The organism is Acidithiobacillus sp. M4-SHS-6, assembly GCF_047421495.1.
Taxonomy (GTDB): domain Bacteria; phylum Pseudomonadota; class Gammaproteobacteria; order Acidithiobacillales; family Acidithiobacillaceae; genus Acidithiobacillus.
This window is the reverse complement of the sequence record NZ_CP175559.1, coordinates 2,053,239-2,068,076: the sequence shown is the minus strand read 5'-3', so window position 1 is coordinate 2,068,076 and position 14,838 is coordinate 2,053,239. Positions and strand designations below refer to the sequence as shown.

Annotated in this window: 16 protein-coding genes and 2 tRNA genes; 4 read left to right on the top strand and 14 right to left on the bottom strand. The window is 50.2% G+C overall.

The window, feature by feature from the left end; genetic code table 11:
• The first annotated feature begins 157 nt into the window (after positions 1–157).
• The 4 genes from ACJU26_RS10760 to ACJU26_RS10745 all read left to right on the top strand — a co-directional run bounded on the left by ACJU26_RS10760 (position 158) and on the right by ACJU26_RS10745 (position 2,311).
• Entirely contained in the window at positions 158–430 is a 273-nt protein-coding gene (locus ACJU26_RS10760; RefSeq protein WP_414039649.1) for an HU family DNA-binding protein, read from the top strand.
• Between the two features lie 12 nt (positions 431–442).
• A tRNA-Val gene (locus tag ACJU26_RS10755) sits at positions 443–518 on the top strand.
• Positions 519–528: 10 nt separating this feature from the next.
• Positions 529–605 (top strand) — tRNA-Asp (locus ACJU26_RS10750).
• Between the two features lie 134 nt (positions 606–739).
• Positions 740–2,311, top strand: a complete 1,572-nt coding sequence (locus tag ACJU26_RS10745) for a SurA N-terminal domain-containing protein (protein WP_414039648.1) — start codon at positions 740–742, stop codon at positions 2,309–2,311.
• Positions 2,312–2,375: 64 nt separating this feature from the next.
• Here ACJU26_RS10745 and ACJU26_RS10740 read toward each other — a convergent pair whose 3' ends face one another.
• The 14 genes from ACJU26_RS10740 to ACJU26_RS10675 all read right to left on the bottom strand — a co-directional run bounded on the left by ACJU26_RS10740 (position 2,376) and on the right by ACJU26_RS10675 (position 14,811).
• Positions 2,376–3,398: a L,D-transpeptidase family protein gene (locus tag ACJU26_RS10740; RefSeq protein ID WP_414039647.1), complete on the bottom strand. Its 1,023-nt coding sequence runs from the start codon at positions 3,396–3,398 to the stop codon at positions 2,376–2,378.
• Positions 3,399–3,498: 100 nt separating this feature from the next.
• Positions 3,499–4,455, bottom strand: a complete 957-nt coding sequence (locus ACJU26_RS10735; protein WP_414039646.1) for a sulfotransferase family protein — start codon at positions 4,453–4,455, stop codon at positions 3,499–3,501.
• Between the two features lie 11 nt (positions 4,456–4,466).
• Complete coding sequence (locus ACJU26_RS10730) at positions 4,467–5,279, bottom strand: septal ring lytic transglycosylase RlpA family protein (protein WP_414039645.1); 813 nt, start codon at positions 5,277–5,279, stop codon at positions 4,467–4,469.
• Positions 5,272–6,420, bottom strand: coding sequence for a succinyl-diaminopimelate desuccinylase (dapE, locus tag ACJU26_RS10725; protein WP_414039644.1), 1,149 nt, complete (start codon positions 6,418–6,420; stop codon positions 5,272–5,274). The genes ACJU26_RS10730 and dapE overlap by 8 nt, the downstream gene beginning before the upstream one ends.
• Positions 6,421–6,435: 15 nt before the next feature.
• Entirely contained in the window at positions 6,436–7,260 is an 825-nt protein-coding gene (gene dapD / locus ACJU26_RS10720; protein WP_414039643.1) for a 2,3,4,5-tetrahydropyridine-2,6-dicarboxylate N-succinyltransferase, read from the bottom strand.
• A 22-nt stretch (positions 7,261–7,282) separates the two neighbouring features.
• The gene (gene dapC, locus ACJU26_RS10715; protein WP_414039642.1) at positions 7,283–8,500 is read right to left on the bottom strand and encodes a succinyldiaminopimelate transaminase; all 1,218 of its coding nucleotides are present in this window, start codon (positions 8,498–8,500) and stop codon (positions 7,283–7,285) included.
• 98 nt (positions 8,501–8,598) lie between these two features.
• On the bottom strand, positions 8,599–9,582 hold the full coding sequence (locus ACJU26_RS10710; RefSeq protein WP_414039641.1) for an arginine N-succinyltransferase: 984 nt from the start codon (positions 9,580–9,582) through the stop codon (positions 8,599–8,601).
• A gap of 27 nt (positions 9,583–9,609) precedes the next feature.
• Complete coding sequence (astB, locus tag ACJU26_RS10705) at positions 9,610–10,950, bottom strand: N-succinylarginine dihydrolase (RefSeq protein WP_414039640.1); 1,341 nt, start codon at positions 10,948–10,950, stop codon at positions 9,610–9,612.
• 6 nt (positions 10,951–10,956) lie between these two features.
• Positions 10,957–11,355 carry an ExbD/TolR family protein gene (locus tag ACJU26_RS10700; RefSeq protein WP_414039639.1) on the bottom strand — a complete coding sequence of 133 codons (399 nt, stop codon included), beginning with the start codon at positions 11,353–11,355 and terminating at the stop codon, positions 10,957–10,959.
• Positions 11,356–11,384: 29 nt separating this feature from the next.
• The gene (locus tag ACJU26_RS10695) at positions 11,385–12,032 is read right to left on the bottom strand and encodes a MotA/TolQ/ExbB proton channel family protein (RefSeq protein WP_414039638.1); all 648 of its coding nucleotides are present in this window, start codon (positions 12,030–12,032) and stop codon (positions 11,385–11,387) included.
• Positions 12,033–12,068: 36 nt separating this feature from the next.
• Complete coding sequence (locus tag ACJU26_RS10690) at positions 12,069–12,302, bottom strand: TonB family protein (RefSeq protein ID WP_414039637.1); 234 nt, start codon at positions 12,300–12,302, stop codon at positions 12,069–12,071.
• Between the two features lie 530 nt (positions 12,303–12,832).
• A complete protein-coding gene (locus ACJU26_RS10685) occupies positions 12,833–13,105 on the bottom strand; it encodes an ACT domain-containing protein (RefSeq protein WP_414039636.1) in 273 nt (90 codons plus the stop codon).
• A complete protein-coding gene (locus ACJU26_RS10680) occupies positions 13,093–14,160 on the bottom strand; it encodes a malate dehydrogenase (protein WP_414039635.1) in 1,068 nt (355 codons plus the stop codon). Before ACJU26_RS10680 ends, ACJU26_RS10685 begins: the two co-directional genes overlap by 13 nt.
• An 18-nt stretch (positions 14,161–14,178) precedes the next feature.
• On the bottom strand, positions 14,179–14,811 hold the full coding sequence (locus tag ACJU26_RS10675; RefSeq protein ID WP_414039634.1) for a MarC family protein: 633 nt from the start codon (positions 14,809–14,811) through the stop codon (positions 14,179–14,181).
• Positions 14,812–14,838 lie beyond the last annotated feature (27 nt).

The window sequence follows — 14,838 nt, the reverse complement described above, 5'->3', positions numbered from 1 at the left end:
TATTGCTCAGGATGTGGGCTGTAACAATTGAAATCCGTTGTGGATTTTTGGGTGTTCTTGACAAGTGTTTTTTTACCCTGCTATAACCTTTACAGGTGTACGCGGATAAGTAGTTTTACTGAAAAAGTGCCTTGGTCTATAACAGGAGAAAGAAATTATGAACAAATCCGAATTGATCGAAAAAATTGCAGAAGAAGCGGGTGTTACCCGGGCGGCCGCAGGCCACACGCTGGATGCTGCCGTCAAGGTAGTCACCGAGGCATTGAAAGCGGGAGATCAGGTCACATTGGTGGGCTTTGGTTCTTTTATGGTTGCTGAACGCGAAGCACGCAAGGGTCGTAATCCGGCCACAGGTGCTGAAATCATGATTGCCGCCAGTCGCACGCCGAAATTTAAAGCTGGTAAAGCGCTGCGTGATGCCGTAAACTAACGCGTCTGGTTAGGGCGGTTAGCTCAGTTGGGAGAGCGTCGGCTTTACACGCCGAATGTCGGGGGTTCGAACCCCTCACCGCCCACCACCAATTTATTGGGGTGGTAGTTCAGTTGGTTAGAATGCCGGCCTGTCACGCCGGAGGTCGCGGGTTCGAGCCCCGTCCGCCCCGCCAAATGAAAAAAGGCGCCCTCGCAAGTGGGTGCCTTTTTTATCTTGTAGTAGTGCAGTATTCGAGCGGAACTTTTGAGACATAATCCGGCTTTGTAAATTTTTTACCCGCCGCTCCTTTTTGCGAGGATTATAATCATGATGGATGTTTTCCGTAACTTTGGACAATCATTTATTGCCAAGATAATCATGGCACTCATTGCTTTGTCTTTTGTCCTCTGGGGAGTGAGTGGGTATTTTATGTCAGGGAGCTCCGGCCCCGCTGCGGTGGCCTCCGTAAATGATCATAAAATTACAGCCGCTGTCTTTCAAAAACGGCTGCAAGAAACACAAGAGCGTTATAGTCAGGTTTTTGGAGCAGCCACGGCGGCCAAAATGGCAAAACAGAGCAGTTTTGCAGGTGACGTACTGAATGGTTTGATTGGGAATATATTGTTGGGAACAGAAGCTGCGCACATGGGTTTGCAAGTGCCGGATTCAGTCTTGGCCAAAAGAATTGAAGCGATTCCCGCATTCCACGAAAAAGGCAAATTTTCCAAGACGAAATATCAGGAAGTACTGAAAAATCATGGCATGACGCCTGCGCAATTTGAAAGCTTGTTGCGCGAGAGCTTGCGAATAGAACAAATTCAGGTTGTACCACAGATCATTGCCCATGCTTCTGATCAGGCGGCTCAGGAAGTTTGGGGCTGGTCCCAGGAATACCGCGATATCAGTACGGTTACGTTAAGTGATGCTGATTTTGCGCAACAGGCCAAGCCGGATGCGGCTGCAGTGCGCTCATTTTACCAGCAACATTTATCCGAGTTTAAATTGCCCGCCCAAGTCGAGGTGCAATATGTCGTTCTGGGACCGCAAGACTTTGTTGGGGGGGCTGCATCTACCCATGCTATTGCTGCTGCCACTTCATCCGCACACCAGATTACCGGAGTGGCTGATCAGACTGCTGAAAATGCCTTTCAGGCGCAGGTGGAAAATTTCAAGGATCGGCTTTTCAGTAGTCCGGATGGTCTGCAGTCAGTGGCAAAGGCCTACCATCTGCAGATTGCAAGCAGTGGTTTGTTGACGGAAGGGAAAGTGCCTTCCAGTGGTTTGTTTGCTGATCCGAAGGCGCTGGATCTGGCTTTCAGTAAAGCCGTGCTGGCGGGCAAAAACAGCAGGGCCCTGACCTTGAAAAATGGTAATCTACTGGCAGTTCATCTGTTACATTATCATCCGGGGACTGTACAGGACCTGCATGCTGTCCAGGATAAGATCATTGCCAGATTGACCGATGAAAAGGCGCAGCAGTTGGCCAAAGCCCAGGCGGAAACACTGCTTTCTCAAGCCCGGAAAGCCGGTAAAGTGACAGCGTTAAGTGATGACGGCCAATATCCGGTCAAGGTGCATTTGAATGTCACGCGGAAGGATGCCCAGGGCTTGTCTCCGGCTTTGTTGCGTGCAGTTTTTTTGGCACCGGCGCCGGTTGATCAGGTGCCTTCCATGGGCATGATTCGCGAGGACAAGGGTTATACCCTGTTCGCGGTTACCCAGGTCATGGCGCCTGCTTCAGCCGCGGTCAATCCCAAGGTGACCGCAGAAATTCGTGCCTCTCTGGAAGAACAACGGGGCAGATTGTTGTCGGCGGCCTACTTGAGTGACCTGCGCCAGCATGCCAAGGTTACCATTAACGATGCGCAGCTTGCGGAAGCAGCCCGACAATCATCCTGACTAGTGGTCGTTGACCTGCTTGGTTTGCTGCTTATCCCGCCCTGTTGGTGAGGGGTTAAAACCTTCACCGGGACGCTGCATCGAGAGTCTTGGGAGGAGAGCGGGTAACAGCCGTTTCCACTAATTGCAGATCCACGCTGCGGGGGGATGATTTACTGGGTATTTCCCGATAGGCCAAGTGGAACTGCTGGATGTTCAGGGGCGCCTCCAGATAACTGCTGCCTGGTGGATCCCAGGGGCCGATGGCGCCGTGGCTGATGGTGACGGGAGTTCCATAGTGGATGAGCCCGTATATTTTGCGTGCCGCGTTTTTGGGGATCTCCACGCACCCTGCACTTTGCGGAAAGCCATAACTTGCCCGGGGATAAAAGTGCACCGCGCGCCCTCTATCAAAATAATTGACCCAGCGGATATCCGGATCATCATAATGCTGATATTGCACCCAGTGATGATGATAGCGCGCATAGTGCACTGATTGGAGGGCATAGCCTGCCGACTTTGCGGCTTCATAAAGACGCACTTGTGCCTTGGATACGGGAATGGGAAAGCGACCGATCATGGCGGTATGGGTATCACGGGCATAGATCGGCCAGGTACCATCAGGTGTGGCATGCATGACCCCCGTATTGGCTTTGCTCTGGAAAATCCAGCCGCGGCCAGCCATAAACAGATGAATTTCTTCAGGTCGCGGAAATTTGGTCACCAAAATCCAGGTCCAGGGATCAGGATCCTTTTTCCGGGCATGGAGAAGGGCCTTTTCAATGGCCACTGGCAACCCACGTATTCCCATGGTTCCAGGAACAATCGGCAGGTCATGGACGGCTTCAAACTGATATAGCGCCCCTATGACCAGGGGGTTCCAGGGGTCTTGCCAGGCGTCGGAAGAAGCCAACGCCTGAAGTGCACGGGGAATTTTGAAGCGCCAACGGTAGCTGTGGTGAATGTGGCCATGTAGACCCAGAAAATCTACCGGGATGAGGGGAAGATAATGCAGACGCATCAGAATCTTTCGGGTTTCCTGGGCGTGCAGTAGCATTTGTGGTGCACTGGAAAGCGCTGCAGCGGTGGGTGAAGCCGGTATCAGCATGACAGTCCTTTTCCCGTGGTTATTGCACTAATTATAGGACGATTTTCATCCTATCCCTGGATTAGTCATCAGGCTGTCAATATAAGTTCCATTTTTGGATTTAGGGTTGGGAGGAATTATTCATCAGCAAGGACTTGTCAGGTGTCGTATGTGTTTCCACTTTCCAGGATTTTCTGAGCTCTGGAAATTCCCGACCCAGCAACTTTTCAAGCTGCTGAATTTCCGGTTCATAAAAAGCCTGTAAAAAAAGACGGGCTTCAATATCCATGGGTGGTTTGGAACTTTCCATCAGGAAAACATGACGCCAGATATAATCCCCCCAGCGACGTGGGAAAAAGTGTTCACCAATATGGCGACTGACGGGATGGCTGGCGAGAAAGCGCGCCCAGTTGCCGCGAGGCAGACGATAGGCATTATGGACGGACTGCAGGTTCATGGAATGGATGGCCTGTGGATCTATTCCCAAAAACTGCGTGATTTCCAGGAGTAAATGCGCAGGATTTTTCTGGAGATCTTCTAATAGACAGACATGGACGTTCTGAGTGCCAAAGCGTTCCTGGTATCTAGAAATTTGCCCGGCGTATTGGCCCAATTCCAGATACAATTGGGAGACTCCCCAACCTTTGTCAGGACGGGTCCAGTCATTTTTCAATGCCTCTAAAAAAGGTACATCGATGACGCCCTCATTATGATCCATGAGATAATGGGCATAAGCGCGCTGCACCGGGTCACGCAAAATGACGATGATCCGGGCATCTGGTCGGACCTGATAAATGCGTTCGGAAGCTTCAGGACACCAGAGATAGGAAGGGCTGGCATCGCCTACACAAAAAAAATTCTCAGCCCCCCGATACAACTGCTGGTATTCTTGTGCGCTGCTTACCCGCTGTATGAGGTGATCCTGTTCAGGAGCTGGCCTGACCTGAGCGAAATAATGAGGTTCTTTCATCTCCGGCAGAAAAACCTGGGGATGCTGTTTCAGATAGGCATAAAGTGAAGTGGTACCGCTTTTTACCGCCCCGACAATATAAAAATTCGGCCAGATATAGTCATGCATGGTCGAAGAGCCTACTGTTCAACCGGATAAAAATCATGAAAACCCATTCTTTTCATGGCGGCGATAGCCTGTACCGCAGCAATGCTATCGGGAAGAGGTCCTACCTGTACTTTGTAATAGGTCAGTCCTTTGACGAGGCCTGGCACTATCAGTACATCTTGAAAACCTGCAGCATTCAGTCGATTACGCTCTGCAGTGGCGTGATTCAGCGATTTGAAAGCGCCGGTTTGTAAATAGGTCTGAGTGGGACCTGGACTTTCCTGGGTCTGCATCTTTGGGGTCGGCGTGGAAGCCGTAGTCGCTGTTGAAGCACTGCTGACGGGTGTAAGCGCCACAATCTGCACAGCAGCAGTGCCTTGCCGGGTCATACCCAAGGCGTTGGCGGCTCCATAGGAGAGATCCATACTACGGCCATCCACGAAAGGACCACGATCATTGACCAGTACCACAATGCTGCGGCCATTGCTGAGATTGGTGACTCGGGCACAGGTGGGCAGTGGGAGATCGCGACTGGCGGCGGTATAAGCCCTCGGTCGAAAAGGGGTGCCCATGGATGTCATGGACCCGGATTCCCATCCATACCAGGAAGCCAGTCCACGCACATGATATCCGGCCGCATCTTGCAGAGGATGATAATGGCGGCCTTGAATCTGATAGGGCCGATTGTAGGCCGCTTGCAAGTTGGGCGCAGCGGCGCTGCAACTTGGTGAAGCGGGAGGAGAGACTTCATTGGCTGGAGGCTGGCTGACACCGGCGCAACCACCCATCAGCACCGCGCCAGCATTCAGGAGTCCATAAAAGGAGGCTTTGACAGACTTAATCATTCTGGCCCGAACCCAGCAAATTCAGCATGATTTCCGTATAAATCCGGGATAAGTCTTCCAGATCGCTTACCGCCACACATTCATTGAGCTTGTGAATGGTGCTGTTGACGGGACCCAGCTCGACCACCTGCCCACCCAGTTGGGCAATAAAACGACCGTCAGAAGTGCCGCCCCCCGTGGAAAGTTTGGCTTCATGCCCGAGGACTGTTTGCAAGGCCTGTTGAGTGGCCGCGACCAACTGACCGGGAGCCGTAAAAAAGGGTGGCCCCGACAACTGCCAATCAATGTGATAATGGATTTGCGCGGCATCCAGAATGCGGTGAACGCTGGCCTGCAAGGATTCGGGGGTGGATTCTGTGGAAAAACGAAAGTTGAAGTCAGCACTCAGCTCCCCAGGAATGACGTTGTTCGCCCCGGTTCCCGCATGAATATTGGAAAATTGCAGACGGGTTGGTGGGAAAAAAACATTTCCGGCATCCCAGGACCGATCGACCAATTCTGCCAAGGGGCGAAAGGCCCGATGAATAGGATTGTCGGCCTTGTCCGGATAAGCCACATGACCCTGGACGCCCTGCACGGTCAGATGGCCATTGAGAGAGCCGCGCCGACCATTTTTAATCACGTCACCCAAACGGTTTTCGGACGAAGGCTCACCCACGACGCACCAGTCAATGCTCACGTCCTGTTCGCGCAGCCAGTCCACGACATGGCGGGTGCCATGGGTGGCTATGCCTTCTTCATCGGAAGTCATCAGAAAGGCCAAACGTCCCGCATGGTCGGGATGCTTGCTCACAAAAGCTTCAGCAGCCACGAGCATGGCTGCGAGGCTACCTTTCATGTCGGCGGCTCCTCGCCCGTAAAGCATCCCACCACGAATACTCGGGCTGAATGGATCGCTGTGCCATGCCTCCAGGGGACCGGTGGGGACAACATCGGTATGTCCAGCAAAGCAGAGGCAGGGACCGGACTGTCCACGCTCGGCCCAGAAATTCTGCACCCCACCCGCCGGCAGACGAGTGACACGAAAGCCCAAGGCTTCCAGGCGGGCGATCATCAGGTCCTGACAACCGGCATCTTCAGGTGTTACTGAAGGCCTGGAGATCAGATCTTCGGCCAGGGCCAGCACGTTGCTTTTCATCATGGGCAAAAACTTCCTTCAGATATCCCGCAGGATTTCGTTGATGCCCACTTTGCTCAGGGTTTTGGCATCCACCTGCTTGACGATGACCGCGCAGTAAAGACTGTAGCTGCCGTCTTTGGCGGGCAGGCTGCCGGAAACCACGACAGAGCCAGCGGGAACCCGTCCATAGCTGATTTCGCCAGTGACACGGTTGAAGATGCGGGTACTGGCGCCGATGAACACGCCCATGGAAATGACGGAGCCCTCTTCGACAATGACACCTTCCACGACTTCGGAACGCGCACCGATAAAGCAGTTATCCTCGATGATGGTGGGATTGGCTTGCAGGGGTTCCAGAACGCCGCCAATGCCGACCCCACCAGAAAGATGTACATTTTTGCCAATCTGGGCGCAGGATCCCACCGTAGCCCAGGTGTCCACCATGCTGCCTTCGTCCACGTAGGCACCGATGTTCACGAAGGAGGGCATCAACACGCAGTTGCGGCCGATAAAGGCGCCACGTCGGGCCGTAGCGGGTGGCACCACGCGAAAGCCCCCGGTGCGGAAATCATTACTGTTATAGTCGGCAAATTTACCGGGAACCTTGTCATAAAAATTGGTCTCGGCACCGGGAATGCGACTGTTGTCGTGCAACCGGAAGGACAAGAGCACGGCTTTTTTGATCCACTGATGGGTGACCCATTGACCGTCACGTTTTTCGGCAACCCGGAGGACGCCCTTGTCCAACCCCTCGATGGTCTGATGGACCGCATCGCGCAAATCGACCGGGGCTTGTTTGGGGGAAATTTCCGCACGGTTTTCCCATGCGGCATCAATAATGGTTTCCAGATTCAGGCTCACGAAAACTCCTTCATAGAGTGGTTCAAATGGAAAATGAGGAAAGTGGATGGCTTTCCAGAAAATGGCGGATTCTCTGCAGTCCCTCGAGGCAATCTTCATGACTGCCAACCAGGGCTATACGCACCCGCTCCTGACCCGGGTGGCAGCCCTGGGCATCCCGGGATAAATAGGCACCGGGCAGACAACGCACATGTTCTGCGGCGTAGAGGGCTTTCACAAAAGCTTCACCATTACCGACATGAGGCCACAGGTAAAAGCCGCCCGCTGGAATCTCGATGGGCAAGTGACCACCGAGAATGCTCTGGGCGGCGGCAAATTTTTGGGCATAGCTGGCACGGGTTTGGATGACATGGGTTTCATCCTGCCAGGCGCTGATGGATGCTGCCTGAATAAAAGGTGGCATCGCGGCACCCAGATAAGTCCGGTACAGCACAAAAGCCTTGAGGATATCGGCATCGCCGGCCACAAAACCACTGCGTGCCCCAGGAATGCTGGAGCGCTTGGACAGACTCTGAAAGGCCAGCACATTGGCGAGGCTGCCGGTCTGGGCTGCTGCCTCCAGAATCCCGGCAGGTGCCTCATTCCCTGTGTATAATTCGCTATAGCATTCGTCCGCTGCCAATACAAAACCGTGCTGACGGGCTTTATCCATCAGCCAGCGTAAAGTGTCGAGGGGTAGGGTGGCTCCGGTGGGATTATGGGGCGAGTTGGTATAAAGCAGGGCGCAACGCGACCAGACGGCCTCGTCAATACGCTGGAAATCCGGCTGACCACTTTCCCCACAATTCAGATAATACGGCTCTGCTCCCGCCAGCAAGGCCGCACCTTCGTAAATCTGATAAAAAGGATTGGGCAGCAGCACCAGCGCTTGCGGCTTCGCACAGGCCGATAGGACGGCCTGGGCGATACTGAATAAAGCTTCACGACTACCATTGGCCGGTATGACCTGGGTTTCAGGATTCAGAAAACCTGGGGGCAGATGAAAGCGTTGGGTCGCCCAATGAGCAATGGCCTGACGCAGGCGCAAATCCCCCAGCACCTTGGGATACTCGGTCAGACCATGGAGATGGGCAATAATCGCTTCGCTGACCATAGCTGGTGCGGGGTGGCGGGGTTCGCCGATGGAAAAATCAATGAGCTCCCTGTCTGGAGGGGTGATGTCCGCAAGCAGTTGCCGCAGGCGCTCGAAAGGGTAAGCCTGCAGGGTATCCAGCAACGGGTTCATGGTCGTGGTCGTCATGGGATGTGATTCTGGGGCATGGACGGCGGTGATGACAAGTCCCACAGCAGTCAAGTGAGGTACTTATGCCAAAATTGTGCAACACCACCGCTTTCATGTTACCGCTTGTTGACTGGGTTCTTGGGGATTGCGCGGATCAGATCACCAGACTCTAGTTCCAGAGTGGTAAGTGTCTGTGGGTGAACGAAAAGATAACCACCACGATATTGCGCCGAACGTAAAGCTGCGCGAAATCCAATAGTTTGGCTATTGGAAATCATCCACTGTTCGGCTAGTACATCTTGTACAGGGGCGGCCATGATGGGACAAAAAATACTATTTTTTATGGTGAAAATATTTGAAATGGCTGACTTGAGGATGGGACCTCCATCCAGGATATCGATAGAGGACGTTTTTGAAAAGCCTTCCTTTTCAAGCATCCTTAGGGCGTTTTCTGTGTCTGCATGCACTTTGCCTATTAGTTTTTCAACATCCTGTCCAACAAGATGATAAGGGATATCATGTGCGGCAAGATGATATTCTGCAAAAATTTCTGGTTGACTTCCACGAAACTGATCTACAGCAGAGAAGGTTTTACCATAAAATGCGCTGCTAATTATTTTCCAAAATGGACTCTCACCGTAGGTGTCCACCCAGCCTCTAAGTTCAGCATGAATATAATCAGCAATGGGATTGGTAAAATTCGCTAGATACAAGAAACGACTTTTAGAGAGTAATCCTCCTAATCCATGATTTCGATAATTTTCACGGAGAAGCAATGATCCAAGTTTTATGGGGCTAATGGCAGCAGTTTCAAATCGCAGACATTGTTTGCCTTGATCGATAGTATAATGCGGGGCGAATGATTTTTCACGTTCAAGGCCGCTGATACCGGCAATACAATGTCGTCCAGTATCATAAAGGATCATTAAAATTCTTTGCCAATCCGCCAATGCGTGGCTTTTTTCACTCGCTATGGATTGGGCTATTTTTTCGGTAAGGATGCCTTTATCTTTTGGAAGGCTGGTAAGCTCCGCAGTCGATTGCTTCAAGAACGCAAACAGGGCGTCTATATCATCTTCCTTGACAGGGCGAATATACATGAAATAACTCAAACCAAAATATGCATTTTATAGGTCATAAAGGGAGTCGAAATGCAATATGCGACTGAGCGAATATAATGCTTCCTGGACTTCTCTTAGCAAAAGCGGGTCGGCAAGGTCTTCCACGTGAAGTCGGTCGCGATAGTGTGTGTGAATCCATAACCGTAGTTGCCTGTCCAATTCATGACTAAAAAATACTCCAGAGTATACAGAATCTAACGCATCCGGTATTAAGGGAATCCGTAATCGCAAGCAGGCAGGCCCTCCGCCATTACGCATGGATTGGCTCAGGTCGACAGTTTTTATTTCCGAAAATGGACAGTGGTGATCTAAAACCAATTCATTTAGATAATCCCAGACCTGAATGGTTTCACGACATTCTTCGGGAACAAGTAGAATGACTTTATTTTGTGATGTAGTGATAATTTGGCTATTGAAAATATAACTCTTAATTGCGTCAGCCAGAGTGATACGCTTTGCAGGGACCTCGATCCAATACAAGGTTTCTTCATGCGCAGCAAAAATAGCCGTAAGCCGCTGGTGTAGAGCATCCTGAGCCAAAAAAGCCTGCTCATGACAAAACATGATGTTTTTATGCGTGACAGATACCACATCATTATGAAAGGCACCTTGATCAATGGCTTCTGGATTTTGCTGGATAAAAAAACATAGATCGGTGTTTAAACCGTGCGAACGGGCAATGGCTTGTGAGGCTTCAAGTGTTTGCCGAGCAGGAAACTTTTGTGGTTGTCTCATACCTGACTGATAAGCAGAACGACCATAGATAAACAGAGAAATACCAGGCACTTCTGCGTCGAACCAGAGACGACAATGATTCGCCGCACCCTCATCGGCGAAATAGGGATGACTGGGCAAACTTGGATGATGAATAAAATAATTTTCATCGGAAAAAATCATTTTTAGAATTCGCGTGGTGTCTGATGTCTCCAGGGATCGATGAAAAGTGCTGTTGAGGTTAGCCGGAGTGATATGGGTTTTTCCATCCTGCGTATCCATTGGGGCTGAAACGCATGCTGCATTTGCCGCCCACATCGCAGCAGATGAATATATCGGACTGAGCAATTCAGGAGCTGTGCGAGCGCAATCTTCAATGATCTTGGTGTTACTACCAGAAAAGCCCAGTGTTTTCAGTACGGAAAGTCTGGGAGATGGTGGTGGAGGAAAAACACATTGCGACAACCCCAGATCATGCAAGTATTTCATCTTGTCGAGACCTTGTAATGCTGCCGCTTTTGGGTTGGCTACCTTGTGAGCGTTTTTTGTAGATGCAAGGTTGCCATGGCTGAGCCCAGCGTAGTGGTGGCTGGGTCCAACCAGGCCGTCCATGTTAAGCTCGATCATGGACATGGTTGATCAGGTTGCCTTGGTGGCGATGCCAATTTGAGTCACCCCAGCTTTTTGGCAAGTGTCCATCACATGTACGAATTGCTGGAATGGAACAACCTTATCTGCAGCTATAGTGACCTGGGTGTGTTCAACATCGCCATCTGCACTCAGAAAACTCTGCAATTGGTCCAGAGACATTTCTTTTCCCTTGACAATAACCTTACCCGATTTTTCGATATTTATCACAAAATGCGGGTGAGGCAGTTCTTTGGCAGTGCTGGAGGTCGGCAACTGTAATTTGAGGCCTTTATCAGTGATCATTTGTAAAGTGATCATGATGAAAAAGACCAGCAAAAAAAGCATAACATCGATCATCGGAATAATTTCGACACGACCTTTTTTACTGTTTCTTCGACGTGGGATCATAATTTACTCCTGAGTATCCTAAATACCAATCAGCTTTTGTTGGGGGCTCCATCTAGGCGATTGATGAGTAATAACTTTATTGATTCGAGCTGTTGGATGGTCTTGTCAATGGCATTATTAAAGGCATTGAATGTGATCAGGCCAACCATGGCGATAAACAACCCTGAAGCGGTAGCAATAAGGGCATCCGCCACGCCACCGGTTACCTGGGTAGGCGCATGACCAGGGGCAGCTAAAATCGAAAAAGCATGAAACATTCCCAGAATGGTTCCGAACAAGCCTAACAAGGGCGCCAGAGTGACCGTAGTATCAAGAATCCACAAACGTTTATCCAGGAAAGGCGTGGTCAAAAAGATGGCTTCGTCAAGGCGATTATCAAAAGCCTCGCCTCTGGCGCTTCCATAATGATGCACGAGATCCATATGACGATAAGCTGCAGTGATAATTTGTTCTTCGGGCTGACCTTTAGCTTCCTGCATCAACTCTTCCAGTTTTTCGCTGCTGAGCTTACCGACCTCTGCGAGTTGATGCATGATGCTTTTCCCTTTGCGCAAAGCCGAACGCATGAACCATGCGCGGTCAAAAATAACCGCCAATTCGATCAGAAATAGAATGGCGAGTACGTAAAGAACGCCATCAGAGTAATTGGCGAGGTGGATGAGGTATTGGAATGACATGGAATTAAGTTCCTCTTAGTAGCAAATTCAATAAATTCACATAATGTCTATTGGGACAGTGAATGATAAGGTATGTGGTGGCATATGGCTGGTAAAGGCCGGAAAGGTGCTATCCGTTACAGCTGCAACAGCAGCCTTACGAAGCAGCGGGTTTTGTGATCCTCCCACGACCTGAACATCCCTGGCTTTGCCACCGGAAGGATCCAGTTTGAAACTGACCATGACAGTACCCTTTAACCCCAATCTTTTGATGATGGCCGAGACATGCACATGGTTTCTTACCTGAGATCTGGCTCCAGAGCCATAAGCACCTACGCCACTATAAACCGGCGCTGGAGGCGGCGGAGGCGGCGGGGTTTTGACCGGCGGCGTCTTGACCACCTGCTTGGGTGGAGGCGGCGGTGCCGGTGGTGTCGGCGGCTTCACCGGGAGGGGAGCAGGATGGTGCACGACCGGTATCGGTATCTTTACCGGTTTAGGCGGGTGCGGTACAGGCTTCACTTTAGGTTTGGGCGGTGGTGGAGGCGGCGGTATATGGACAATCCGTACACTAATCACTTTAGGCGGTTTTTTGGGCTTTACGTGATCATGGGAGAGCAAGATCAAGCCGGCCACCAAGGCAACTTCTACAGCCAGTGCGCTGATAACGGCATATCGGAAACTTTTGGATTGACCCTGATAGCTCCAGCGTGAAGGTTTTTCAGGAACCTGGGGGGGGGTAGCTTCACCCACTTAATCACCTCTATTATTTTGTTTAATATGTAAAACTTAAAAAAGGCATGATGCAACTGCTTTGTTGATCAACCAGAATCACCGGATTCTAACACACAGTCAAGCCTTGAGAGCAAACGCAGGATGACTTTTTTTCGACTGTCCTCACCAAAGAAACGTATGATCAGCTCGGTACAGCGTTTGCCATTGTGCGAGATAGACGCTTCATGTATGTGAATACTATGCATGGATATCCCACGATTGGAGAATATGGCGGAAACCTGAAACAAGGTTCCGGGCTGATCCTGGACAATCAAGGTGATCACCTGTTCAGGTAATGTTTCGTATTCTAGATCTTCCATGCTTGCATTTTCTCCTGTATAGAGCGTGCTGTTTCAAGGAAAAGATACTGTTCACCTTCAGAAAGCGAGACAGGATAAACTGCATCCCATCCCTTGGGACTGATGATTACCGGAGCACCGATAGGCCCTTTTACTCCAAGAAATTCATTTTGTAATGATACTTGGGCAGCAATCACCGTATCTTTACCGCTGAGCATAGATTTAATCAGATCAACAGTGGCATTGGCTGTGGCGATATCCGTTTTGGATCCAGAAAAAAGCGTTAAATATGGTCCGACCATGATTCTCACGTCAGGAGGAAGGGCGTCAAAAAGATGGAATGCTTTTTCTAAATCACCACCTTGAGCGATCCTGATGAGATCATTGCGCATTCGAATCAAGGTTTCTGGAAAGTCACGGCTGCTGGTGCTGCTGCGGACCGTGCGAATGGCTCGTTGTGTTTCATTATCTGAAAAGCCCTGAATGGTGACGCTGCTCCATAAGGGAACAATGCCATCACCATGTTCGCCTAAAACCATGGCATGAACGGCTTCCCGGGACACATTGATAGAGCGGGCAACCTCTCGTCGAAAACGCAGGCTATCCTGATATGCCCCCATCCCAACAACTCTGTGTCGATCATAACGCTGCGAAAAAATTTCAACAATCAATTCGACTGGATTGGTCACGACTATAACCACCTCATGACCATGACCATATTGTGCCAGCGCATCGGCATAGGGGATGGCAATTTGCTGGTTATAGAGTGCTAATTCATCACGACTTGGAGGCGGAGAGTCAGGATCATTATGGGCTTGAATGGTCGATCCCGCGGTCATGATAATCATATCTGCCACGACTTCTTCGGGGTGCAAAGCAATATCAATAATAGGACAATGCTCAGCGAAAGCATCTTTCAGATCTTGCCGAAATCCATATAATGCCTGCGCACTTGGCCCTTTATTTCTACCTACCAGTTGTAGTCGATCCGTAGGCAGGAGAATTCGCTCCAATAATATGCGATTGGCCATGTGTTTACCGGTACTGCCATTGGCACCAATGATGGAGATATCCATAATTTAATAGCCCTCACGTTAATTGAGCCCAGGTAGTAAACGAATCAAGCCCTGACAAATAAAACGGATGGCAATGGCCCCGAGAATGAGACCGGCAATTTTGGTGATGACTTCAATACCGATATCCCCAAAAAAACGGGCAACATGATGAGCATTAACCATGGCAACATAGGCTGTAAACGAGGCGATGATAACATCAACCAGAATCAATCCATAACTCAAGGTAGAATGAGCATTTTGACCATAAATAATAACCGTGCCGATGGCACCAGGTCCTGCCAGGAGAGGGATGCCCAATGGCGTCACCAAGCGGCCGCTATTATAGGATTCTGATTGTCCTTTAGAAAAAACAGTACCGATATTGTCTGTGGTTAACATCTGAATGGACATGAGCAAAAGCAGCAGTCCGCCACTCACCTTAAATTCAGCAATGCCAATGTAAAAATAGGAAAGTATATCATTACCAAAGAGTGTGCTGACAATAAGCACCAGGGCGACCACGAGAGAAATGTGTTTTGCGGTGTTTTTTTGCTGTTCTTTGGTTTGTTCTTTGGTGAGTACCACAAATATGGGAACAATACCAATGGGGTCCATCAGTACAAACAGTGTCACTAGCGTTTGTATAAATATTTCTATATTGCTGGAATTCACGTGTATATCTCAGTTTTCGAAATTCTA